The following is a 24,413-nucleotide window of genomic DNA, read 5'->3' as shown; positions in this document are numbered from 1 at the left end:
CCCTGGGCGCGTGTAAACGGAATCGTGGGCCGCATCCTGGAACGGAATTGTGTCCAAAGACCGGGCGGCGGGTGTCAGCCGTACTCCAGATCCGGAGTCAGCCGTCCTCCAGATGCAGCAGCACCGCGGTGCCTAGCAGCACGCTGACGCAGGCCGGGCTCCAGGCCGCCATGGCCAGCGGGATGGTTTCGGAGATGCCGAAGGTGCGGACCACGTCGGTCATCACGAACAGCACGAATCCGGTCAGGACGCCGCCGGACACCATCGTCATGGTGCCGCCGCGCCGCGGCAGCCGCAGCGAGAAGGCGGCAGCGAACAGCACCATCGCCACATAGAGCAGGGGCTGCGACAGCAGCGACTGGTAGTGCAGCCGGTGCCGGACCGCGGGGAAGCCGGTTGCCTCCAGCGTGCGGATGAACTGCGGCAGCTCCCAGAAGGAGATCGTCTCCGGCGCGGCGAAGCTCTCCTCGATGGTGGTCCGGTTCAGCTCCGTCGGGATGACGTAGGTCGGAACCGTCTCCGATTCCTTCTTGCCGAGGTTGATCGTGGCGTCCTGCAACTCCCACTTCCGGTCGCGCAGCACGGCGCGCGGCGCGTCCACCCGGCCGATGTAGGTCATGTTGGTGTCGAAGCGCAGAACGATCACCTGCGACATCTCGAAGGACAGCGGGTTCACCCCGTCGGCGTGGATGAAGTACTGCTCGCCCGCCTCCTGCTGGCGCAGCCAGAGGCCGCTGCGAGAAACGTCGAAGCTGCTCGACTTCAGCTTCAGATAGCGGTCCTGGAGCTGATTGTACTTGGCGATGAAGACGGCGCCGACCGGATTGATCATCGTCACCTTCACCGCGCCGATCATCAGCGCGGCGATCAGCACCGGGGTCAGGAACTGCCACGCCGACACGCCGACCGCCCGGGCCACCACCAGCTCCGCGCTGCGCGTCAGGCGCCAGAAGGTGAACATGCCGCTGAACAGGATCACGAAGGGAAAGATCTGCTGACCGATCTCCGGCAGCTTCAGCAGGGCCATGCGCAGGACCAGCCAGAAGGTGATGTCCGGCTTGGTTCCGGCGCGGCGCAGCAACTCCACGACGTCGAGCAGGAGGATGATCGACAAAAGGATGCCGAGCAGCAGCAGAAACCAGGTGACGAACTGGCGCCCGATGTAGCGCGACAGCGTGGCGGATGAATACATGGCTCCGGCCTCCCCGGCCGATCGACGGGCGGTACGCGGCGCGCCGGGGGCTTCCACCACGGCGTGCCGGGGCTATGTACTGCGGACGGGCGCGGGAAACAACCGGTCCGCGCCTTGACAGGGCGCACGGGAAGGTCTTTATCCCAGGGTGGTTGCGGATCGATCCCACCCGCCCCGGCGCCCGCGCGCCGGCCGTCCCAGCCGAGAGGAGCCCGAGAGGAGCCGATGAAGTTCGCCTTTGCGAAGCCCGCGCTGCCCAAGTCCGGCACCGTCGCCGTCACCGTCGCCACCGATCGCGCGCTCGGCGCCGCGGGGCGGGATCTCGACCAGAAGACGGGCGGCACGCTGTCCCGCGCCATGAAGGCCAGCCGTTTCACCGGCAAGAAGGAGGAGACGCTGGCGATCCTCGCTCCGGCCGGGGTCGAGTTCGACCGCATCCTCCTGGTCGGCATCGGCAAGGGGGAGGATCTGTCCGACGACGCCCTCCAGGCCGTCGGCGGCGCCATCGTCGCCGCCCTGGACAAGTCGGGCGAGACGGAGGTCTCCGTCCTGCTCGACCTGCCGGACGGCGGCACCGTGGCCCCCGACGCCGCGGCGGCGGAACTCGCCTTCGGCGCGCAGCTCCGCTCCTACCGCTTCGACAAGTACCGGACGACCGAGAAGAAGGAGGCCAAGCCCTCCCTCAAGAAGATCATCCTCCTGACCGCGGAGCCGGACGCCGCCAAGCGCGCCTACGCCCGTCTGGAGCCGCTGGCCGAGTCCGTCGCCTACACCCGCGACCTGGTGTCGGAGCCGGCCAACGTCCTGAACCCGGAAAGCCTCGCCGACCGCTGCCGGGACCTGGCCGACGTCGGCCTGCAGATCGAGGTGCTGGACCTCAAGAAGCTGAAGAAGCTCGGCATGGGCGCGCTGATCGGTGTCGCCCAGGGCAGCGCCTTCGAACCGCGCGTCGTCGTGATGCGCTGGGACGGCGCCCCCGACGCCGAGGACCGCCGCCCGCTCGCCTTCATCGGCAAGGGCGTCACCTTCGACACCGGCGGCATCTCCATCAAGCCCGCCGCCGGGATGGAGGACATGAAGTGGGACATGGGCGGCGCCGCGGTGGTCATCGGCACCATGCGCGCGCTTGCCGCCCGCAAGGCGAAGGTGAACGCCGTCGGCATCGTCGGCCTGGTCGAGAACATGCCGTCCGGCACCGCGCAGCGGCCCGGCGACGTGGTGACCTCGCTGTCCGGCCAGACCATCGAGGTGATCAACACCGACGCCGAAGGCCGCCTCGTGCTGGCCGACTGCCTGACCTACGCGCAGGAGACCTTCAAGCCGCGGCTGCTGGTGGACCTCGCCACCCTGACCGGTGCGGTCATCATCGCGCTGGGCCATGAGCACGCCGGCCTGTTCGCCAACGACGACTGGCTGGCCGAGAACCTGCTGGCCGCCGGCCGGTCGGTGGGCGAGCCGCTGTGGCGCCTGCCGATGGGCGACGCCTACGACAAGGACATCAACTCCGACATCGCCGACATGAAGAACGTCGGGTCGGGCCGCGGAGCCGGCAGCATCGTCGGCGCGCAGTTCCTCAAGCGCTTCGTCGAGGACCTGCCCTGGGCGCACATCGACATCGCCGGCGTCGCTTGGTCCAAGAAGGATACCGCCACCGTGCCGAAGGGCGGCACCGCCTTCGGCGTCCGCCTGCTCGACCGCTTCGTGGCGAGCTATCACGAAGGCAAGTAAGCTCTAGCCCTCTCCCCTCCGGGGAGAGGGTGGCCCGTAGGGCCGGTGAGGGGGTGCGCGTGGCGATACGTCCGGCACAAGCGCAACCCCCTCACCCTGCCCCTCTCCCCAGAGGGGAGAGGGAAATTTCTACGAGGGGCCATGACCGAGGTCCGTTTTTATCATCTCCAGCGGCGCACGCTCGAACAGGCGTTGCCAAAGATCCTGGAAAAGGTTCTGGAGCGCGGCTGGCGCGCCGTCGTCCTGGCCGGCTCGCCGGAGCGGGTGGACGCGCTCAATCAGCATTTGTGGACCTACGACCCCTCCTCCTTCCTGCCGCACGGTGCCGCCCGCGACGGCTTCGCCGCCGAGCAGCCGGTCTGGCTGACCGCCGAGGAGGAGAACCCCAACGGGGCCACCGTCCTGATTCTGGTGGACGGGGTGACCAGCGAAGCGATGGGCTCCTTCGACCTCGTCTGCGACCTGTTCGACGGCAACGACGGCGATGCGGTGTTGGCGGCGCGCGAGCGCTGGAAAATCTGCAAGTCCGCTGGGCACGCCCTCACCTACTGGCAGCAAAACGACCGCGGCGGATGGGAAAAACACGCCTGAAACCAACGACTGCTGTAGGCTTTAAAGAATTCTTCCAGTGATACCGCTAACGCGGTGACATATTGCATTCATTTGTCACCACCGGCCTTGACGGGCCTCCTGTGCGCAAGGTTAATCTAAAACCCCTAAAATCCCGCGGGGCGGCGGCGCACAGGTGGAGGGCAGCATGCAAAGGCGCGTCGGACGGGCAGCGGCGGCACCGCCATGACCCGCAGCGCTCTTGACCCGACGCTCGCGCGGGACGTCAAGGACGCCGCCATCCTGATCGTCGACGACAACGCGTCGAACGTCGATCTGGTGCGCGACATCCTGACCCATGAGGGCTACACCGCCGTTCGCGGGGAAACCGACCCCCGCCGGGTTCCCGCCCTCTGCGAGGCGCAGCGCTTCGACCTGCTGCTGATCGACATCCGCATGCCGCACATGAGCGGTTTCGATCTGATGGAGCGCGTCAACGTTCTGTACGGCGACGACATCGTGCCCATCCTGGTGCTGACCGCCCACACCGACCAGGAGACGCGCCGGCGCTCGCTGGAACTGGGGGCCAACGACTTCCTCACCAAGCCCTTCATCGCCTGGGAGCTGCTGCACCGCGTGCGCAGCGTGCTGGAAATCCGCAAGCTCTACCAGCGCGCGGCCGAGCAGAACCGCAGCCTGGAACGCCGCGTGTCGGAGCGCACCGCGGAACTCAGCACCGCCCTTGAGGCGGCACGGCAGGCCGACCGGGCCAAGCTCGACTTCCTCTCGGTGACCAGCCACGAACTGCGGACCCCTTTGAACGCCATCATCGGCTTCGCCGAGGTGCTGTCCAGCGAGGCACACGGGCCGCTCGGCCACGACGACTACATGGACTATGTCCGGCTGATCGAGGAGAGCGGCAAGGCTCTGCTCGGCATGGTCAACAACATCCTGGACTTCACGCGGGGGTCCGGCGGCATCGACCTTGCCGAGTCGACCATCGATCTGCCCGGTCTGCTGATCCACTGCATCGATCTGCTCGGTCCCAAGGCGCAGGCCAAGTCGCAAACCATCGCGCTTCAGCCGGGACCGCCCGTCACGCTGCGCGCCGACCACCGCCGCTTGGCGGAGATGATCGTCCATCTGCTGGACAACGCGGTGAAGTTCGGCCATCGGGGCGGGCGGGTCTCGCTGCGGATCGCCCTCCAGGGTGGGATGGTGGCCATCGCCGTCGCCGACGACGGCCCCGGCATCCCGCCGGACATCGTCGATCACGTCTTCCGCCCGTTCATCCAGGGCGAACGCTCGCTCGTGCGCCGGCATGAGGGGATCGGGCTCGGCCTGCCCATCGTCCGCCGTTTCGCCGAACTGCACGGCGGCAGCGTGGAGTTGGACAGCGCACCAAGGCACGGCACGACCGTGACCATCCTGCTGCCCGCCGCCCGCCTGACGGCCGCGCCCATCACGGGCCTGAAGGAAGCGCGAGCCTTCTAGAAGCACCACCCGATGCCGGACGGATCGAGCGCCCGGCTTCGGAGGGGTCATTCGGCGAGGCCGGGTTCCTTCAACGCTCCCACTTCGGCTTCAGCGGGGTTGGCCGGTGCCGCGCGTCAGGTCGGCGATCACCCAGCGGCGTCAGGGCGGTAAGATTCCGGCGCCGCCCCTGTCCGGAAGCTGGACACCGATCAGCCAGGCGCTGTCGTCCGAGAGCGCGCGGCCGCTCATGGTGACCATGGCGGCGCGATCAGATCACCCCATGGCCATGTCAAAAAAATTGCCACAGCCACGTCATGCCACAACCGAAGACTGCGTGATCGGCGCCTTTCGAAGTCTTCGGCGCTATTCCGTTTCCACGCGCATGAAGTCACCCAGCTTGTCGAGCAGGTAATCCAAATCCTCCGCCGCCAAATCCTCGTACTGGGTCAGGATTCGCTCGATCACGCGGCGGCGGTGGCGTTCGATGTCGTGCGCCTCGCCGTCGTAGGGAGTTTCCTTCAGCACATCCAAGGCGATCCGGCAGGCGGGCAGCAAGGCCGGCGGCTGCTTCGCCTTGTCGTAGATGGATTTCAGACCCAGCCGTCCCGCGTCGTGGATCAGCAGGCGGGCGTTGGTGAGCGGCACATTGGCCAGATGGGACAGGGCCGTCTCGAAGAAGGCGGCGTCGCCCATGCACAGCGCCCGCACCAGCAGCGACGGGGTCAGGCGCCCGCTGCGCGACAGCTGCGCGACCAGCCGCTCCAGCGCGCCCTCGTCGCTTTCCCCGGAGAAGAGGGAAACGGTGGCGCGTTCGCGGCTTTGCAGGATCAGGTCGGCGGCGACCTTGGCCGGAAGGTCGTGGTTGGTCACCAGATGCTGCTGGAGCTTTTCCGAAACCACGGCGACCAGCCGTTCGGCGATGGTGATCGGCAGACGGGCGCGCTGGACCAACGGTTCCTGCACGGCTTCGCTGTCGGCGAAACGCTCGATGACCCGGCCGAGCGTCTGCTCGCCGAGGTCCGCGCTCTCGTTGGCGACCAGAGCCGCCACCGCCCCTTCCGACGCGGTGTCGATCAGAGCGTCGGCGACGCTGGCCGACAAGGCCGGGCGCTGCGCGATGGCGGTGTGCTTGGCGTCGGTGCCGGTTCGCACCAGTTCGACGAGGTCGGCGTCGGTCAGCACCGTGGAGACGCTGAGCACCGGGATCGCCACGGCCTCCACATCGCGGGCCAGCATCAGCGCGACGTCGCGCGGCAGCGCCGGGTTGGCCTTCAGGTTCTCGGCCAGCGACTGGCGCACGCGCACCACGGCGTCGCGCGCCATGAAGCGGATGATGTCCTCGGCAAGCCGGCGTTCGCTGTCCGTCAAGCTGGCCGCGGAGAATTGCTTGGCAACCTTGACCGCCAGTTCGGAGCGGCTGTTCGGCGACGGGTCCGACAACAGTCTGGATACGTCGTCCTTGGTGAGTTGGTCGCTCATGGGTCCCTGACCCTTTCCTGCCCTGCTTCGCCCGCGCGCCTCGGATTCGTGCATCAGCGGGAGCGAATGTATTCAGGTCATGATCGGACCAAAGCATTGAGCCTTTGTTAACGACGATTGCCGGCGGACGGGCCGGCCCCGGCCGCTCCTCACCAGCCGCCATGCCGGTGATGATGACGGGGGCCGCCATGGTGACCACCGCGATGCCCCCCATAATAGCCGCCGTAATAGGGGCGGCCATACACGACGGGCGGCGGCCCATAGTGGCGGTACTGCGGGCGCTCGTAATAGCCGTAGCCATAGGACCGGTGTCCGTAGCCATAGACGGGACCGGGAGTCCCGGCGGCGACGTAGCAGCCGGACAGCAGAAGGGCGGCGAAGGTCAGAAGAGACAGCGAGCGGAGCGTCGTCATTGGCGTTCCTGTGCCAGGGATCACGGCCCGGCGGGCGGGCCGTACTGGCAGGATGAACGCCTGGACCGGGGATATTATTCCCGAAGCGGCTCCGCCCTTCCCGTCAGCGCCGTCCCCGGCGGCCCTGCTTCTTCGGAGCGCCTTCGGGAATGCCGCGCCCCTGGCGGGCGGAACTGATGCCGATGCTGCCCGGCTGCTCCAGCCCGAGGTCCATCGCCTCCAGCCGGCGGAGTTCGTCGCGCAGGCGGGCGGCCTCCTCGAACTCCAGGTCGGCGGCGGCGGCCTTCATGCGCTTCTCGATGTCGGCCATGACCGACTTCAGATTGTGGCCGACCAGTTCCGTCGCGTTGAGGCCGGTCTTGACGGTGACGTGGTCGCCGCGCTCGTAGACGCTCTCCAGGATGTCGCCGATGGCCTTCTTCACGGATTCCGGCGTGATGCCATGCTCCAGATTGTAGGCCCGCTGCCGCTCGCGGCGGCGCGCCGTCTCGTCGATGGCGTACTGCATGGAAGCGGTGATCTTGTCGGCGTAGAGGATCGCCCGCCCCTCGACGTTGCGCGCGGCGCGGCCGATGGTCTGGATCAGCGAGGTCTTGGAGCGCAGATAGCCCTCCTTGTCGGCGTCCAGGATGGCGACCAGCGAGCATTCGGGAATGTCCAGCCCCTCGCGCAGCAGGTTGATGCCGACCAGCACGTCGTAGGCGCCGAGCCGCAGATCGCGGATGATCTCGATGCGCTCCAGCGTCTCCACGTCGGAGTGGATGTAGCGCACGCGCAGGCCCGCCTCGTGCATGTACTCGGTCAGCGCCTCGGCCATTTTCTTGGTCAGCGTGGTGACCAGCACGCGGTTGCCCTTCGCCACCACCTCCTTGCACTCGTGGATGAGGTCGTCCACCTGGGTCTCGGTGGGACGGATGATCACCTCCGGGTCGATCAGACCGGTCGGGCGAACCACCTGCTCGGCGAAGACGCCGCCGGTGCGCTCCATCTCCCACGGGCCGGGGGTGGCCGAGACGAAGACCGTCTGCGGGCGCATGCCCTCCCACTCCTCGAACTTCAGCGGGCGGTTGTCCATGGCGCTGGGCAGGCGGAAGCCGTATTCGGACAGCGTTTCCTTGCGCATCCGGTCGCCGCGGTACATGCCGCCGATCTGCGGCACCATGACGTGGCTTTCGTCCACGATCAGCAGAGCGTCGCCGGGCAGATACTCGAACAGCGTCGGCGGCGGCTCGCCCGCCGCGCGGCCGGTCAGGTAGCGGGAGTAGTTCTCGATGCCGGCGCAGGCGCCGGTGGCCGCCATCATCTCGATGTCGAAGGTCGTGCGCTGCTCCAGCCGCTGCGCCTCCAGCAGCTTGCCCTGGGCGTTGAACTCCTCCAGCCGGAGCTTCAACTCGCGCTTGATCTGCTCGATGGCCTGATTGAGCGTCGGCTTGGGCGTCACGTAGTGGCTGTTGGGATAGATGCGCACGGCCTCCAGCGAGGCGATCTTCTCGCCGGTCAGCGGATCGATCTCATGGATGCCCTCGATCTCGTCGCCGAACAGCGAGATGCGCCACGCGCGGTCCTCCATGTGGGCGGGGAACAGCTCCACCGTGTCGCCGCGCACCCGGAACAGGCCGCGCCCGAAGGCCGCGTCGTTTCGCTTGTACTGAAGCTCGGTCAGCTTGCGCAGCAGGTCGGGCTGGGCGACCACCTCGCCCTTGCGCAGGTCGACGGTCATCTCCGAATAGGTCTCGACCGAGCCGATACCGTAGATGCAGGAGACCGACGCCACGATGATGACGTCGTCCCGCTCCAGCAGCGCTCGCGTCGCCGAGTGGCGCATCCGGTCGATCTGCTCGTTGATCGAGGATTCCTTCTCGATGAAGGTGTCGGTGCGCGGGACGTAGGCTTCCGGCTGATAGTAGTCGTAGTAGGAGACGAAGTACTCCACCGCGTTGTTCGGAAAGAAGGACTTCATCTCGCCATAAAGCTGCGCCGCCAGCGTCTTGTTCGGGGCGAGCACCAGGGTGGGGCGCTGGACGTGCTGGATGACGTGCGCCATGGTGAAGGTCTTGCCGGACCCCGTGACGCCGAGCAGCACCTGATCCTTCTCGCCGGCGCGCAGCCCCTCGGTCAGTTCCCCGATGGCGCGCGGCTGGTCGCCGGAGGGCTTGAATTCCGACACCAGTTCGAACTTCTTGCCCGCCTCCAGCTTGGGCAGGGACTTCTGCGGGAGGGCGGTCAGGACGGGATGGGACATGCGGGTGCGCTCGCGCCAGGGGTACGGAACGGGAACCGAGTATATGGCCCACCCCACCCCCGCTGTCGAGCGTGGGCTTGTCCGGAGGCTGCTCCCTCCCCGGCCCCCATTGGTTGAGAAAATGGCCGGGGAGGGGAAGAAGAGCGCCTTACCCGCGCACCAGCGCGTCGTAGTCCTTCACCAGCGTCTCGCAGACGCGGCCCGGCGTGAAGCGGTGATCGCCGATCTGGCCGACCGGGGTCACCTCCGCCGCGGTGCCGGTCAGGAAGACCTCCTGGGTGTTTGCCAGCTCCTCGGGCTGGATGTGGCGCTCGATCACCTCGATGCCGCGGGCCTTGGCGAGGTCGATCACCGTGCGGCGGGTGATGCCGTCCAGGAAGCAGTCGGGCTTCGGCGTGTGGATCTTGCCGTCCATCACCAGGAACAGGTTCGCCCCGGTCGCCTCCGCCAGGTAACCGCGGTAGTCGAGCATCAGCGCGTCCTGGTAGCCCTTGGCCTCCGCCTCGTGCTTCGACAAGGTGCAGATCATGTAGAGACCCGCCGCCTTCGACGCGGTGGGGGCGGTGTCCGGGGCCGGGCGGCGCCACGGCGCCCAGGTCAGCTTGATGCCGGCCATCTTCGCCTCGGGGCTGAAATAGCTCGGCCACTGCCAGACGGCAATGGCGACGTGGATGCGGCTGGCCTGCGCCGCCACGCCCATCATCTCGCTGCCACGCCACGCCACCGGGCGGACATAGGCGTCGGTGAAGCCCATCGCCTTCACCGTCTCGTTGGTCGCGGCGTCGATCTCCGCCACCGAATAGGGAAGCTCGAAACCGAGAATGCGGGCCGAGGCGGCCAGACGCTCGCTGTGCTCGGTCAGCTTGAACACCTTGCCGTTGTAGACGCGCTCGCCTTCGAACACGCAGCTTGCGTAATGCAGGCCGTGCGACAGGACGTGCAGGTTCGCTTCGCGCCACGGCACCAGCGCGCCGTCGTACCAGATCACGCCGTCGCGGTCGTCGAAGGGAAGGATGGACATGGCGGCTCCCACCTTGGTCTTTGGCCCGTTGCTCGGGACTTGGAATGGAATTGTCGAAAGCCGCGCTTGTCTCGCGGCCTTTGTTCGTTTATGTCTGGCTTATTGACCCATTTGTAACGAATCGCACCGATCACGTCAACATGGCTGACATAAAAGCGGGCGTGAACCAGCTTTTCCTGCGCGAAGAGGAACTTCGCACGGGCATGGAGCTGCTGTTCTACGCCTATCGGGAATTCACCGCGGAGCCGGACGAGATCCTGGCGCAGATCGGCTTCGGCCGGGCGCACCACCGCGTCATCTATTTCGTCGGGCGTTACCCGAAGATCACCGTGTCGGAGCTTCTGGCGATCCTGAAGATCACCAAGCAGAGCCTGTCGCGCGTGCTGGGGGAGTTGGTCCGGCAGGAGTTCATCCAGCAGCAGACGGGCGTGCGGGACCGGCGGCAGCGTCTGCTGGAACTGACCGAAAAAGGCGTGGAGCTGGAACGCCAGCTGTCCGAAACGCAGCGGCAGCGGATCGCCCGCGCCTACCGCATGGCCGGGGCGGAGGCCGTGGAGGGCTTCCGCAAGGTGATGCTGGGGATGATGGACGAGGAGGACCGGGTGAAGTTCGCACCCCCGGCGCCGGCCCGGCTCGCCGCCGTGAAGCGGTAGGAACCGGGCCGGGAACCAGTCGGGTCAATCCCCCGTCAACTCACTCCTTGGCCGGGGTCGGGGCCGGTTCCGCGGCAGCGGGAGCCGCATCCGCTGGCGGCGTGCCGGCGGCGCCCTCCGCCCCTTCCTTGCCCGCGGCGTTCGCGGCGCCGCGGCGGCGGAAGGAGGTGCGCTTGTACACCACGCTGTCCGAAGACCCCGGCGGGCACTGAACGATTTTACCCCCCTTCGCAAGAAACTCGCGGGTCATGGAGTCGAGATCATTCCGATCCGCGCTGCGGTTATCGGATGCCATGCATGCCTCCTGTGATCGTCATCGTGCCCCATGGCACCACCCGGACAGTCCCGGCGGTCCATGGAGCATGCGTTTCTTTTGTGAAGCGGCTGTTACAGGATTGGGGGCAACCGGCCCCTGACGAAGCGGCTCCGAAAAAATCGGAGCGGAAAATCACGCCTCCTTCAGGTTGGCCGCGGCGCTCTTGCCCTTCTTGGGGTCGCGCTGGAGTTCGTAGGACAGCTTCTGGCCTTCATGAATGTTGATGCCCGACCGCTCAACGGCGGAGATGTGGACGAACACGTCGGCCGTCCCGTCATCCGGCTGGATGAAGCCGTAGCCCTTGGTGGTGTTGAACCATTTCACGGTTCCAGTAGCCATCTGGTAGTTCCTTGAACGAGGTTGCCCACGGCGCTCATGCCACGGGTTCACATCAAATCACCGAGGGGAAGGACCAGACGCAGCGATCTGCAAGCGGACCGTAGACCCAAAGAAATTCGACTCTTTTCATGTGGGGATCGAAAGGCCGTGATGCAACCCGAACCCTTCGGCCAAAGCCCCGCGCACTTGTTTCGACTCACGACTCTTGCCTCGTTCGCCGGTGTCGGCCCTGCCCTTCGGCGGAGTTGTCCCCGGCTTGTTGCTTAGCCCATAGTTTTGGCAACCTGATTCTTTTGTTTAGCTTTCCTGAAGGAGCCGGCGGCATGCAGCGTGCCCATCTCGTGGCCGCGTTCCTGACCTTTGCCGCCTTGTGCGTCGGCGTGTCCGCCCTGTCGGTGTCGCGCGACCGCCACTTGACGCTGGAACAGGCCCGCCGCGAGTTCGCCGCAACCGCCCACCTTCTCGACGAACACGCCAGCCGTGCCATCGAAGCGGGGGACGCCCAGCTGCGCATGCTGCTGGACGCGCTGGAGCGGTGGGACCGCCGCGACCCCGCCGAAGGGCAGCGCATCCAGGCCGCGATGCGCGCCCGCGCGGAACGCCTGCCGCAGATCGGCGGCGTCTGGGCGCTCGATGCGCAGGGCCGGCTGCTCCTGGACAGCGCGGAACATCCGCCGCCGCCCCGCGACCTGTCGGGGCGCGACTACGCCCAGGCCCATCCGGGCGTCACGCAGGGTCCGCCGCCGGGTCTCCATGTTGGGTCCCACCTCCCGGCGGGCCCCGGCGTGAGCCAGGGGCGCTTCACCATCAGCCGCGCCCTGCGCGACGAGGAGGGAGCCCTGCAGGCCATCGCGGTGGCGGGCATCCAGAACACCTATTTCTCGCAGATGTACGGGGAGGCCGGCTGGGGCGAGGGGGCGCGGCTGGCCTTGTTCACCAGCGGCAAGGAGAAGCTGGCGGAATGGCCGCCGGAGAGCGCCGTCGCCCCTCCCACCTCCGCCTGGCCTCAGCCCTGGGACCCGCCGGACGGTCCGGCGATCATTGAGGGCACGCAGATCACCGCCGCGCGGATGCTGAGCGGGGTCCCGATCGTGGTGGTGGCGAGCCGTCCGCTGACCGAGGTGCTGGCTCCCTGGCGGGAACGCGCCCTGTGGACCACGGCGATCAGCGGCGGCATCCTGGCCGGCGCCTCGGTGCTGTTCGTTTTCGCCCTTGCCGGCGCCCGGCGGGAGGATGCGGTTCGGGCGGAGCTTCTGCGTGCCAACCAAAGCCTGGACGAGCGCGTCCGCCAGCGCACGGCGGAACTGGAGAAGGCCCTGCGCAGCGCGGAGATGGCCAGCCTCGCCAAGATGAAGGTGCTGGCGACCGTCAGCCACGATCTGCGCCAACCTCTGCAAGGTCTGGCCGCCTTCCACGAGCTGCTGTTGATGGAGGCGCCGAACCCGACGCTCCGGCAGTTGGGCGCCATGGCCTCGGCGTCGCTCCAGGCCGGACAGCGGCTGCTCGACGACCTGCTGACCCTGTCGCGGCTGGAGGCCGGCGTGGTGCCGGTGGAGGTCGGCGTCTTCCCGCTCGCCCCGCTTCTGGACCAGCTCGCCGCCGAACTGCGGGCGGAAGCCGAGGGCAAGGGCCTGCGGCTGACCGTGGTGCCCACCGCCGCCTGGGTGCGCAGCGATCCGGCGCGGCTTCAGCCGATCCTGCGCAACCTGCTGTCCAACGCCGTCAAGTACACGGCGCGCGGCGGGGTCGTCGTCGGGGCGCGGCCCCGCGGCGGCGGCTTGCGGGTGGAGATCTGGGACAGCGGCCAGGGCATCGCCGCCGCCGAGCTGGGCACGATCTGGGAGGAGTTCTACCAGATCGGCAATACCGCCCGCGACGGGTCGCGCGGCGCCGGCCTCGGCCTGTCCATCGTCGAGCGCACCGCCCGCTTGCTCGGCCACCCGTTGGACGTCCGGTCACGGGTCGGCCGTGGGTCCGTCTTCGCGGTCACCCTGCCCCGTGTCCCCGCCCCCGCCGTGCCGGCGCCAGCGGCGCCGCCGCCGGCCGCGTCGACGTCGGAGCCCGCATCCCCCAGGCGCCTGTCCGGACGGCGGGTGCTGGTGGTCGAGGACGACCCGCTGCAGCGCAGTTCCCTGACCCTGCTGCTGGAGCAGGCCGGGGCCGGTGTGATAGCGGCGGACAGCTTCGATTCCGCCCTCGCCGCCGCCCAGGCCACGCTTCAGGCCCCCTCGGCGATCCTCAGCGATTACCGGCTGCCCGGTGGCACCGACGGGCTGAGCGGGATCCAGACCCTTCGCGGGGTGCTGGGACGGGATATCCCGGCCATCCTGCTGACCGGGGAACTGTCCGCCGACCTCGTCCGCGCAGCCAAGGACGCGGGTTGCCTCGTGCTGACCAAACCCGCCGCGCCCAACCGCATCCTGTCCACCCTGGCGAAGCTGACCGCGGGCGCCGATGCCGCCGCCTGATGTCGGGCCTGATGCCCTGCCCGTCCGGCGCCGCTTCCCTTGGTGCGCGGCGCCCGGTTGCGCTACAGTCGCGCCATGACCGAAGAAGACCAGCCCCACATCCTGGTCGTCGATGACGACACCCGCCTGCGCGAGCTGCTGCGCAAGTATCTCGCCGGCAACGGCTTCCTGGTGGCGACCGCGAAGGACGCCGCGGAAGCGCGGGCCAAGCTGGCCGGGCTCGCCTTCGACCTGCTGGTGCTCGACATCATGATGCCGGGCGAGACCGGGCTGGAGCTGACCGAATCGCTGCGGCGGGAACGCGACCTGCCCATCCTGCTGCTCACCGCGCGGGGCGAGCCCGACGACCGCATCGCCGGGCTGGAGGCCGGGGCCGACGACTACCTCGCCAAACCCTTCAACCCGCGCGAGCTGCTGCTGCGCATCAACTCGATCCTGCGCCGCCAGGCCAGCCGCCCGGCGGACCCGGTGCCGCCGCAGCCGGTGAAGCTCGGCCCGATGATCTACCTGCCCGACCGCGACGAGCTGCGGGCGGGCGAGGAGGTGGTCCGGCTGACCACGGCGGAGGCCGGGCTGCTGCGCGTGCTCGCCGCCTCCCCCGGCACCATCTTCTCGCGCGAGGAGTTGACGGAGCGCAGCAAGGTCGCCGGCAACGCCCGCACCATCGACGTGCAGGTGACCCGCCTGCGCCGCAAGATCGAACCCGACCCGCGGGAGCCGCGCTACCTCCACACGGTGCGCGGCGAGGGCTATGTGTTGAGGCCGGACCCGTAACGGGGCCGCCAGAGGATCAGGACCATGACCACCGACACCGCCGCCGGACCGATGCCGATGCCGCGCCGCGAGCAGACGGGGCTGCTGAAGCGGTTCCTGCCCCGGACGCTGTTCGGCCGCTCGCTGCTGATCATCGTCACGCCGGTCATCCTCGCCCAGGCGGTGGCCACCTGGATCTTCTACGACCGGCACTGGGACACCATGACGAACCGGCTGGCCTTCGCGGTGGCCGGCGACATCGCCATGGTCATCGGCATGCTGGAGCACGACCCGACCCCGGAGGGGCGCAACTGGACGCTGGCCGCCACCGCGCGCAGCACCGACCTGATCGTGACGCTGGAGCCCGGCAGCACCCTGCCCGACCACCCGCCGAAGCTGCGCGGCATGCTGGAGAACACGCTCAGCAAGGCGCTGCACGAGCGGGTGCGGCGGCCCTTCGCCATCAACACCCGCATCACCCGCGAATGGTACGAGATCCGCGTGCAGATGCCGGACGGCGTGCTGTCGGTGATGTCGCCGGAACGCCGCCTGTTCAGCCCGACCAGCTACATCTTCATCCTGTGGATGGTCGGCTCGGCGCTGGTCCTGTTCACCGTCGCCATCATCTTCATGCGCAACCAGATCCGCCCCATCAAGCGGCTGGCCGCCGCCGCGGACGCGCTCGGCAAGGGCCGCGACGTGCGCAACTTCAAGCCGGAGGGGGCGACCGAGGTGCGGCAGGCCGCCGTCGCCTTCCTGCGCATGCGCGAGCGCATCCACCGCCAGATCACCCAGCGGACGGAGATGCTGGCCGGCGTCAGCCACGACCTGCGCACGCCGCTGACCCGCATGAAGCTGGCGCTGGACATGCTGGGCGACGGGCCGGAGGTCGAGGAGTTGCTGACCGACGTCACCGAGATGGAGATGATGATCGAGGGCTATCTGGCCTTCGCTCGCGGCGAGGGGACGGAGGCCGTTCAGCCGACCGACCTGACCCGCATCCTCAACGAGGTGGTCTCCGGAGTCCGCCGCGAGGGGGCGGAGGTGGCCCTGGTCGCGCCGGACGGGCTGACCCTGCCGCTGCGCCCCAACGCGACGCGGCGCTGCCTCGCTAACCTGCTGTCCAACGCGCGGCGCCACGGCGACCGCATCTGGGTGCGGGCGGAGCGGGAGGACGGCTTCATCGACATCCTGGTGGACGACGACGGGCCGGGCATCCCGCAGGCGTCCCGCGACGACGTGTTCAAGCCCTTCTTCCGGCTGGACAGCTCCCGCAACCAGGCGACCGGCGGGGCCGGGCTGGGGCTGACCATCGCCCGCGACGTCGTCCGCAGCCACGGCGGCGACATCACGCTCAGCGACAGCCCCTACGGCGGCCTGCGCGTGCTGATCCGCCTGCCGGTGTGAATTTCTGAAGGATGCCGTCATGCCCGTCAGTCCCGACGAGTACCGCCTCATGGACGTTTTGCAAGGCGGCCGCTGCTTCTATTGCGGGGAGCCGGTGGGAACCAAGGCGACCTTCGACCATCTGATCCCGTTGGCCTATGGCGGCCTCGACGCGGCGCCGAACGTCGTTCTGGCGCACCGCCGCTGCAACCAGCGCAAGGCCGACCGCCTGCCGACGCCGGAGGAGATCGACCGCTTCGTCACCGAGCGCCGCCGCAGCCAATTGGGCGTCTGGCCGCCGCTGCTGGCCCTGCGCGACGCCGAGCCGGGCGACGAGTGGATGACCGTCGCCCGCGCCATCGCCGGGCTGTGAGCGCCGGCCCTCCTGAGCCCTCTTGACGGCGGCCCCGCCTTCTGGCCCGATCACCGGAACGATAAACAAGGTTAATTCGGGAGCGTTCGATGGCGGATCGGTACGACGTCGTGATCGTCGGCGGTGGTGTGATGGGCTGCGCGGTCGCCTATTTCCTGGCGAACGACCCCGGCTTCGGCGGCACCGTGGCGGTGGTGGAGCGGGACCCGACCTACCAGCGCGCCTCCTCCGCCCTGTCGGCCAGTTCGATCCGGCAGCAATTCTCGACCCCGGCGAACATCGCCCTGTCGCAGTTCGGCCTGTCCTTCATCCGCAACGCGACGCAGCATCTGTCCGTGGACGGCGATCCGGTGGATCTGGGCCTGCGCGAACCGGGCTATCTCTATCTGGCGACCGGGGCCGGGGCGGACATCCTGCGCCGGAACAACGCCATCCAGCTCTCCTGCGGAGCCGACGTCGCCCTGCTGTCGCCGGAGGACCTGACCGCCCGCTTCCCCTGGCTGTCGGTGGAGGGGATCGCGCTCGGCTCGCTCGGCCTGTCCGGGGAGGGCTGGTTCGACGGCTACAGCCTGATGCAGGCCTTCCGCCGCAAGGCCAAGGCGCTGGGCGTCGCCATGATCGCCGGCGATGTCGCGGGCATCGACACCGCCGACGGCAAGGTCACCGCGGTGCGTCTGGCCGACGGGCAGCGGCTGTCCTGCGGGGTGGCGGTCAACGCCGCCGGGCCGCAGGCCCGCCGCGTCGCCACCATGGCCGGGGTGGAGCTGCCGGTGTCGGCGCGCAAGCGTTGCGTCTTCGTGTTCGACTGCCGCGAGGAGCTTTCCGGCTGCCCGCTGGTCATCGACCCGTCCGGCGTGTGGTTCCGGCCGGAGGGCAAGCAGTTCATCTGCGGCGCCCCGCCGCCCGCCGACCGCGATCCGGACACCGACGACCTGACGGTGGAGCACGACCTGTTCGAGGAGATGATGTGGCCGGCGCTGGCAGAGCGCGTCCCCGCCTTCGAGGCGATCAAGGTCACCAACGCCTGGGCCGGCTTCTACGAGTACAACGAGATCGACCAGAACGCCGTCATCGGGCCGCATCCGGAGCTTCGCAACTTCCTGTTCTGCAACGGCTTCAGCGGCCATGGGCTGCAACAGGCGCCGGGTGCCGGGCGCGGGCTGGCGGAGCTGATCGCGACCGGCGCCTACCGCAGCCTGAACCTGTCGGCCTTCGCCTACGACCGTCTGGTGGAGAACCGCCCCCTGCTGGAGACCAACGTGATCTGAGGGAACGGGCGCGAGCCTAGCCGGTTGATGGGGTGACCTTTCCGAACGGAGCATGAGGCCCCGCGATGAAGCAGCCCCACACCGAAGAGACCGTCAAGCACACCGACGACCAGCAGAACACCGGCAACCACAAGAAGCCGGACGCTCCCGACGCCAAGGGCGCCGACCGCTTCGGCGGCACCCGCAAGGGCGCGGAGAATGTGGAGCCGAGCAAGGACTGACGCTGGGGACTGATCCCGGCCCGAAGGGCTTGCACCGACGGGGGCGGACGTGCCACACCCCCTGGCGCGTCCATCTCCATTCAGCAGGTCGGGAGCCTCTCCCATGGCTCACGCCATGTTCAAACGCTACAAGGTCCTGTTCACCCGCCCCCTGCCCGGCCTGCGTCCGGGCCGGCCCGAGCGCGACGCCATGGTGGAGCGGGTCAAGCGCTTCGCCAGCCAGAACGGCATGGCCGGCGACCTGCACGCAATCGCGCCCAACGCCGGCTTCGGCATCCTGGAAATCCAGTGCACGGACAAGCTGGCCCGCCGTCTGAGCGACCTGTCCGAGGTCGAATCCGTTCTGGAAGCCTAGAGGCCCTCTACCTCCCGTTCAGTTGACGGGGCATCGGCTTGCGGCGGCGGCACAACGGGCCATCTTCAGTGTTTTAAAGCACAGATGCCGTCAGGAGCGTGCCTTCATGAATCCCCGGTTGCTCGCCGAGGTGCTGGAACCCGTGCTGAACGCCGCGGAGAAGGACGACGCGGCGATGCTCGACGCCGTGAATCTGTCGGCGGAGGCGCTGGCCGCGCTCGGCGCGGTCATCCTCGACCGCGACGGGCGCCCGGCCGACGGCGTGTCCGACGAACGCGCGGTGGTCGCCGCGCTCAACACCCACGCCCACACGCTGATGCAGTGCGGGCGGCTCGACGACGTGGTCGAGGCGCTGCAACTGGCCGAACGGGTCGGCCGGCTGGGCCGCCTGCCCCACCATCCGCGCATGTCCGACGGCTAGCCACCTACGGTTAGGCGGGAGGAACACCGCACCGCCCCGGTTGTTGTGCGAGCCGTGCCGCCCAACAGGGGAGACGTGTCTTGCCGACAGCGCCCAAATCGAATGTCTTTTCCAGCCCCATCGAGGGCGAGGCCCTGTCCCTGCTTCAGGACAAACTGCTTCCCGGCTTCCTGACCGGACGGCGCTGGTACGCCGGCAAGGACGCCGGCACGCCCACCGTGCGCATCGTCGATGCGCTGCCGCTTCCGCTGGCCTCCGGTTCCGCCCAGCTCTGCCTGCTGCGGGTGGAGGCACCGGGGCGGGACCCGCAGCTCTACCAGCTTCCCTTGGTGCTCAACCGCGACGGCAAGGCCGACACCGCCGATCCCTTCACCATCGCCGGCCCGGATGCGCTCCCCTGGCCGGGCAGCCTGCGTGACGGCTACGGGGATGAGGAGGTGGTTCGCGCCCTGCTCGACGGCATCCGCAAGGGCGGCGAGAACGGCGGCCTGCGCTATGGCCGCAGCCGCGCCTTCGACGCCGCGAAGGGCGCGCTGGACGGCGGCGCCGCGCTGCGCTGGACGGGGGCGGAGCAATCCAACACCTCCGTCCGCGTCGGCGACGCGGCGATCCTGAAGGGGTTGCGCAAGCTGGAATCCGGCACCCATCCGGAATTGGAGGTCGGGCGCTTCCTGACCGAGGTCGCCAACTTCCGCAACACCCCCGCGCTGCTCGGCTGGGTGGAGCGCACGGGCGACGGCGAGGCCGCCACCCTGTGCATCCTGCAGGAGCTGGTACCCGACGCCCGCGACGCCTGGAGCCACGTCACCGCCTGCCTGGCGGAGCGCGTCGAGCGCTTCGACGACACGGCGGACGATGTCGCCCTGATGACTTTCATGCGCCGGCTGGGCCGCCGCACGGCGGAGATGCACCGGGCGCTCGCCACCCCCGGCGGTGGCGACGCCTTCACGCCCGAACCGGTGACTCCGGCCATGCTGAAGGGCTGGGCGGATGGGGTGCGCACCCTCGCCCGCCGCGTCCTGGGCCAGTTGCGCGAGGCCGCCCCCCGGCTGAACGCCGACATCGCGCCCTACGCCGCCTCGCTGGCCGACAGCGAGGCGACGGTGATGCGCCAGATCGAGACGCTGACGCCGCCGCGCGGCACCTTCCACGCCATGCGCCTGCACGGCGATTATCACCTGGGGCAGGTGCTGGCCGGCAAGGACGACCTGTTCATCGTCGATTTCGAGGGCGAGCCGATGCGCCCGCTGGCCGAACGGCGGGCCAAGCACTGCATCCTGCGCGACGTGGCGGGGATGCTGCGCTCCATCACCTACGCCGCCGCCGGGGCGCGGGCCGCCCTGCCCGCCGACCTCGACGAGACGGCGCGCGGCGCACGCACCGCCTGGCTGAACTGGTGGGAGGGGGAGGCGGCCTCCGCCTTCGTCGCCGGCTACCGCGAGGCCATCGGGGATTGCCCGGGCTGGCCCACCGACGCGGCCACCGCCACGCAGCTTTTGAAACTCTTCCTGCTGGAGAAGGCGCTCTACGAGATCGGCTACGAGCTGGCGAACCGGCCCGACTGGCTGGCCATCCCGCTGGCCGGGGCCATCGGCATCCTGGGCGCCGACGCCGGGCCGGAGGTGGCCGACCGCGCGTCCGGCCCGGTCGGGCTGGCCGCCCCCGGCGCCACCCGCCTCGGCGAGGCGCGGGCCCACGCCATGCCCTTCGGCGCGCAGGTGCAGCCCGACGGCTCCGTCCGCTTCACCCTGTGGGCGCCGGGGACCGAGCAGGTCTCGCTGTGGCTGGAGGACACCCAGGCCCTGCTGCCCATGGTGCGGCGGGCCGACGGCTGGTTCGACTGGACCACCGCCCAGGCCCAGGCGGGCACCCGCTACCAGTTCGAGCTTCCCGACGGGCTGCGCGTGCCCGACCCGGCCTCCCGCCACCAGCCGGAGGACGTGCACGGGCCGAGCGAGGTGATCGACCCCACCGTCTTCCGCTGGTCCGACACCGCCTGGACCGGGCGCCCCTGGCACGAGACGGTGCTGTACGAACTGCATGTCGGCACCTTCACCGAGGAAGGAACCTTCCGCGCCGCCATCGACAAGCTCGACCACCTCGTGGAGCTGGGCGTCACCGCCATCGAGCTGCTGCCGGTCGCCGATTTTCCCGGCGCCCGCAACTGGGGCTATGACGGGGTGCTGCCCTACGCCCCGGACGCCGCCTATGGCCGCCCGGAGGACCTGAAGGCGCTGGTGGACGCCGCCCACGCCAAGGGGCTGATGGTCTTCCTCGACGTCGTCTACAACCATTTCGGGCCGGACGGGAATTATCTCCACGCCTACGCCAAGGCCTTCTTCACCGACCGGCACAAGACGCCCTGGGGCGACGCCATCAACGTGGACGGGCCGCGCAACGCCACCGTGCGCGACTATTTCATCCACAACGCGCTCTACTGGATCGAGGAATTCCACATGGACGGGCTGCGTTTCGACGCGGTCCACGCCATCCTCGACGACAGCGACAAGCTGTTCCTTCAGGAGCTGGCGGAGCGCGTGCAGGACGCCGTGCGCTGCCGCCGCCACGTCCATCTCGTTCTGGAGAACGACGAGAACGAGGCCCACCTGCTGGAACGCCACCCGGAGGGCGACCCGCGCTGGCACACCGCGCAGTGGAACGACGACCTGCACCACTGCCTGCACGTCTGGGCGTCCGGCGAGTCCGGCGGCTATTACGCCGATTATGCGGGCGACGCGGTGAAGCTGGCCCGCGCCATGGCCGAGGGCTTCGCCTTCCAGGGACACGCTTCCTCCTACCGCGGCGGCGAGGCCCGCGGCGAGCCATCGGCGCATCTGCCGCCGACCGCCTTCGTCACCTTCATCCAGAACCACGACCAGGTCGGCAACCGCGCCTTCGGAGAGCGGATCACCCGCTTCTCCCGGCCCGAGGCGGTGCGGGCGGCGACCTCGCTCTATCTGCTGGGGCCGGGCATCCCGATGCTGTTCATGGGCGAGGAATGGGCGTCCGACCGCCCCTTCCCCTTCTTCTGCGACTTCGCCGACGAGCTGGCCGAAGCGGTCCGCAACGGCCGGCGGGAGGAGTTCGCCAAGTTCCCCGAATTCCAGGACCCGGCGGTGCGCGACCGCATCCCCGACCCGACCGCGCCCGAGACCTTCCAGTCGGCCAAGCTCGATTGGGACGCCCGGAAGACGGGCGAGCATGGTGCGTGGCTGGACTGGTACCGCCGCATCCTGGCGGTGCGCCACAAGGAGATCACGCCGCGGCTGGAGAACGCGCCCGGCGGTGCGGCCGCCCACGAGGTGATCGACGGGCGGGGCATCCGCGTCTCATGGCAGCTGGGCGACGGCAGCCGCCTGCATCTGCTCGCCAACCTGTCCGACACGCCGGTGGAGGGCATGGGTGAAGCGGTGGGCCGCGTCCTGTGGACCGAAGGCGACGGCCTCGATGCCGGAACCATGGCGCCGCTGTCCGTCCTGTGGACCATCGAGGAGACGACGGCGCTCGACCGGCTCGGCGAGCGGATGGGGATCGAGACGCACTACACCGGCGCGTCGGGCGAGACCGTCCAGGCGTCGGAGGGCACCATCCGCGCCCTGCTCGCGGCCATGGAGGTGGACGCGGACGACCCGGCGAAGGCGCTCGAGGCGCTGGATCGGAGCGAGTTGGCCCGCCCCCTGCCGCCGGTGGCGGTGCTGCGCATCGACCGTCCTCCCTTCTCCGTCACCGTCACCCTGCCGGAAGGCAGCGGGACGCTGCGCTGGACCCTCAGCCTGGAGGACGGGGGCGACCGCAGCGGCGAGGCCGGCTTCGGCGACCTGCCGCTGGTCCGCAAGGCGGGTGCCGAGGGGCAGCGCTTCGAGGTGCGCCGCCTCGACCTCGGGGCGGCCCCGGCGCCCGGCTATCACCGGCTGCGGCTGGACGTCGAGGGCCTGCGGGCGGAGCATCCCGGCCTGGAGACCACGGTCATCGCCGCTCCCGCCACCTGCCACCTGCCCGCCCCGCTCCAGATGGGCGAGCGGATCTGGGGTCTGTCGGTGCAGCTCTACGCCCTGCGCTGCGCCGGGGATTGGGGAATCGGCGACTTCGGCGACCTCGTCAGCGTCGCGGAGATGGCGGCGGCGCGCGGGGCGGGCATCGTCGGGCTGAACCCGCTGCACGCCCTGTTCCTCGACCAGCCCGATCAGGCCAGCCCCTATTCCCCGGCCAGCCGCCTGTTCCTCAACCCGCTCTACATCGACGTGCTGGCGGTGCCCGAACTGATGGGCTGCGCCGAGGCCCGCGACCTGATCGCGGATGAGGGCTTCCTCGGCGCGGTGCAGGCGGCGGAGGCCGCCCCGCTGGTCGATTACGCCGCCGTGGCGGCGCTGAAGCTGCCGGTCCTGGAACGGCTGTTCGCCCATTTCCAGAGCGAGGGCAGCGAGGAGCGGCGTCGGGCACTCGCCGCCTTCCGGGCCGAGTTGGGCGAGGGGTTGGACCGCTTCTGCACCTTCCAGGCCCTGCGCGAGCGTTTCGCCAAGGACGGCACGCCCGACTGGCGCCAGTGGCCGGAGGAATTCCGGGACGCCACCTCCCCCGCCGTCCGCCGCTTCGCCGGGGAGCAGCGGGAGCGCATCGACTTCTTCGTCTGGCTGCAATGGCTGGCCGACAGCCAGCTGCAGGCGGCGGCCGAGCGGGCGCGGGAGCGTGGGATGGCCGTCGGCTTCTTCCGCGACCTCGCGGTCGGGGCGGACAGCGGCGGGGCGGAGACTTGGGCCGACCCGCATGTGGTGGTGGCGCAGGCCCATGTCGGCGCCCCGCCCGACCTGTTCAATCCGGCCGGCCAGGATTGGGGCCTGCCGCCCTTCCACCCCCACGCGCTGCGCGAGGGCGGCTACGCCCGCTTCATCGAGCTTCTGCGCGCCAACATGCGCCACGCCGGGGCGCTGCGCATCGACCACGCGATGGCGCTCCAGCACGTCTACTGGATACCGGAGGGTCATCCGCCCTCCGAAGGGGCCTACGTCGCCTACCCGATGGACGACCTCCTCGGAATCCTGGCCCTGGAGAGCCAGCGCAACCGTTGCCTCGTCGTCGGGGAGGATCTGGGCACCGTGCCCGAGGGATTCCGCGAGCGCATGGCGGAGGCGGGTGTCCTGAGTTACCGGGTGATGTTCTTCGAATGGACCGAGGACGGCGGGTTCCGCGGCCCCGACGACTACCCCTATACGGCGCTCGCCACGGTGGGCAGCCATGACCTCGCGACGCTGCGCGGCTGGTGGGAGGGGCACGATATCACGCTGAAGGAGGAGCGCGGACTCTACCCCGCGGAGGGTGAGGCGGAGCGTCAGCGCGAGCGCCGCAAGGCCGAGCGCACCCGCTTGCTGGTGGCCCTGGCCGACGCCTTCCTGCCGCTGCCCGCCAGCTTCGGCCCCGACAGCCCCTACAGCGAGGCGCTGGGCCACGCGGTGCACGCCTTCCTGGCCCGCACCGGCTCCGCCATCGCCATGGTCCAGATGGACGACCTGACCGCCGAGCTGGAACAGGTGAACCTGCCCGGCACGGTGGACCAGTACCCCAACTGGCGCCGCAAGCTGCGCCTCGCTCTGGAGGACATGGCCGACTGCCCGCAGGCCGGCGCCATCGCCGCCATCATGGCCGCCGCCCGGCCGGCCGCGGTGGCGGCCGCTCGCCCCCCTCCCGCCCCCGGGGGGGGGGGCGCCGGGGGGGCCGGGGGGGGGGACAGCCGGAGATCAGCCCCCTGCCCGGCGCCGGGACCCC

Annotated in this window: 20 protein-coding genes; 13 read left to right on the top strand and 7 right to left on the bottom strand. The window is 69.5% G+C overall.

What is annotated here, in order from left to right:
- Positions 1–97: 97 nt before the first annotated feature.
- Complete coding sequence (lptG, locus tag H0B54_RS12345; RefSeq protein WP_094303284.1) at positions 98–1,192, bottom strand: LPS export ABC transporter permease LptG; 1,095 nt, start codon at positions 1,190–1,192, stop codon at positions 98–100.
- Positions 1,193–1,417: 225 nt separating this feature from the next.
- On the opposite strand from lptG, the gene H0B54_RS12340 reads away from it, so the two are divergent.
- The 3 genes from H0B54_RS12340 (at position 1,418) to H0B54_RS12330 (ending at position 4,963) form a co-directional block, all read left to right on the top strand.
- Complete coding sequence (locus tag H0B54_RS12340; protein ID WP_188260561.1) at positions 1,418–2,920, top strand: leucyl aminopeptidase; 1,503 nt, start codon at positions 1,418–1,420, stop codon at positions 2,918–2,920.
- Between the two features lie 141 nt (positions 2,921–3,061).
- Positions 3,062–3,511, top strand: coding sequence for a DNA polymerase III subunit chi (locus H0B54_RS12335; protein ID WP_188260560.1), 450 nt, complete (start codon positions 3,062–3,064; stop codon positions 3,509–3,511).
- A gap of 204 nt (positions 3,512–3,715) precedes the next feature.
- Positions 3,716–4,963, top strand: coding sequence for an ATP-binding response regulator (locus H0B54_RS12330; protein WP_188260559.1), 1,248 nt, complete (start codon positions 3,716–3,718; stop codon positions 4,961–4,963).
- 345 nt (positions 4,964–5,308) lie between these two features.
- Here H0B54_RS12330 and spbR read toward each other — a convergent pair whose 3' ends face one another.
- From spbR to H0B54_RS12310, 4 genes are all read right to left on the bottom strand, one after another.
- Positions 5,309–6,424, bottom strand: coding sequence for a SpbR family protein (spbR, locus tag H0B54_RS12325; RefSeq protein ID WP_188260558.1), 1,116 nt, complete (start codon positions 6,422–6,424; stop codon positions 5,309–5,311).
- Between the two features lie 149 nt (positions 6,425–6,573).
- Positions 6,574–6,837, bottom strand: coding sequence for a neuropeptide-like protein 29 (locus H0B54_RS12320; RefSeq protein WP_188260557.1), 264 nt, complete (start codon positions 6,835–6,837; stop codon positions 6,574–6,576).
- A 103-nt stretch (positions 6,838–6,940) separates the two neighbouring features.
- Entirely contained in the window at positions 6,941–9,079 is a 2,139-nt protein-coding gene (gene uvrB / locus H0B54_RS12315; protein WP_188260556.1) for an excinuclease ABC subunit UvrB, read from the bottom strand.
- Between the two features lie 148 nt (positions 9,080–9,227).
- A complete protein-coding gene (locus tag H0B54_RS12310) occupies positions 9,228–10,100 on the bottom strand; it encodes a branched-chain amino acid aminotransferase (protein ID WP_094303276.1) in 873 nt (290 codons plus the stop codon).
- 140 nt (positions 10,101–10,240) lie between these two features.
- On the opposite strand from H0B54_RS12310, the gene H0B54_RS12305 reads away from it, so the two are divergent.
- Positions 10,241–10,753 carry a MarR family winged helix-turn-helix transcriptional regulator gene (locus H0B54_RS12305; RefSeq protein WP_094303275.1) on the top strand — a complete coding sequence of 171 codons (513 nt, stop codon included), beginning with the start codon at positions 10,241–10,243 and terminating at the stop codon, positions 10,751–10,753.
- Between the two features lie 40 nt (positions 10,754–10,793).
- Here H0B54_RS12305 and H0B54_RS12300 read toward each other — a convergent pair whose 3' ends face one another.
- Both H0B54_RS12300 and H0B54_RS12295 read right to left on the bottom strand, forming a co-directional pair.
- Entirely contained in the window at positions 10,794–11,048 is a 255-nt protein-coding gene (locus H0B54_RS12300; RefSeq protein ID WP_188260555.1) for a hypothetical protein, read from the bottom strand.
- Positions 11,049–11,201: 153 nt separating this feature from the next.
- The gene (locus H0B54_RS12295; protein ID WP_014197503.1) at positions 11,202–11,408 is read right to left on the bottom strand and encodes a cold-shock protein; all 207 of its coding nucleotides are present in this window, start codon (positions 11,406–11,408) and stop codon (positions 11,202–11,204) included.
- A 323-nt stretch (positions 11,409–11,731) separates the two neighbouring features.
- Between H0B54_RS12295 and H0B54_RS12290 the strand changes: the two genes are divergently transcribed.
- The 9 genes from H0B54_RS12290 to treZ form a co-directional block, all read left to right on the top strand.
- Positions 11,732–13,876, top strand: coding sequence for an ATP-binding protein (locus H0B54_RS12290; protein ID WP_188260554.1), 2,145 nt, complete (start codon positions 11,732–11,734; stop codon positions 13,874–13,876).
- Positions 13,877–13,951: 75 nt separating this feature from the next.
- Positions 13,952–14,650, top strand: coding sequence for a response regulator (locus H0B54_RS12285; RefSeq protein ID WP_035676932.1), 699 nt, complete (start codon positions 13,952–13,954; stop codon positions 14,648–14,650).
- Between the two features lie 24 nt (positions 14,651–14,674).
- Entirely contained in the window at positions 14,675–16,036 is a 1,362-nt protein-coding gene (locus H0B54_RS12280; RefSeq protein WP_188260553.1) for an ATP-binding protein, read from the top strand.
- A 19-nt stretch (positions 16,037–16,055) separates the two neighbouring features.
- A complete protein-coding gene (locus tag H0B54_RS12275; protein WP_094303272.1) occupies positions 16,056–16,388 on the top strand; it encodes an HNH endonuclease in 333 nt (110 codons plus the stop codon).
- Positions 16,389–16,477: 89 nt separating this feature from the next.
- Positions 16,478–17,656 (top strand): NAD(P)/FAD-dependent oxidoreductase, encoded by a 1,179-nt coding sequence (locus tag H0B54_RS12270; RefSeq protein WP_188260552.1) that lies wholly within the window; start codon positions 16,478–16,480, stop codon positions 17,654–17,656.
- 65 nt (positions 17,657–17,721) lie between these two features.
- Positions 17,722–17,877 carry a hypothetical protein gene (locus H0B54_RS12265; RefSeq protein WP_167555917.1) on the top strand — a complete coding sequence of 52 codons (156 nt, stop codon included), beginning with the start codon at positions 17,722–17,724 and terminating at the stop codon, positions 17,875–17,877.
- Positions 17,878–17,980: 103 nt separating this feature from the next.
- Positions 17,981–18,232 carry a hypothetical protein gene (locus tag H0B54_RS12260; protein ID WP_094303270.1) on the top strand — a complete coding sequence of 84 codons (252 nt, stop codon included), beginning with the start codon at positions 17,981–17,983 and terminating at the stop codon, positions 18,230–18,232.
- Positions 18,233–18,338: 106 nt separating this feature from the next.
- Complete coding sequence (locus H0B54_RS12255; protein ID WP_094303269.1) at positions 18,339–18,653, top strand: hypothetical protein; 315 nt, start codon at positions 18,339–18,341, stop codon at positions 18,651–18,653.
- Between the two features lie 80 nt (positions 18,654–18,733).
- Positions 18,734–24,413 (top strand): malto-oligosyltrehalose trehalohydrolase (gene treZ / locus H0B54_RS12250; protein ID WP_246472504.1); only part of this gene is annotated, 5,680 nt, incomplete at its 3' end.

The organism is Azospirillum tabaci (assembly GCF_014596085.1).
GTDB lineage: Bacteria > Pseudomonadota > Alphaproteobacteria > Azospirillales > Azospirillaceae > Azospirillum > Azospirillum tabaci.
The sequence above is the reverse complement of the archived record's forward strand: the minus strand, read 5'-3'. Positions and strand labels throughout refer to the sequence as shown.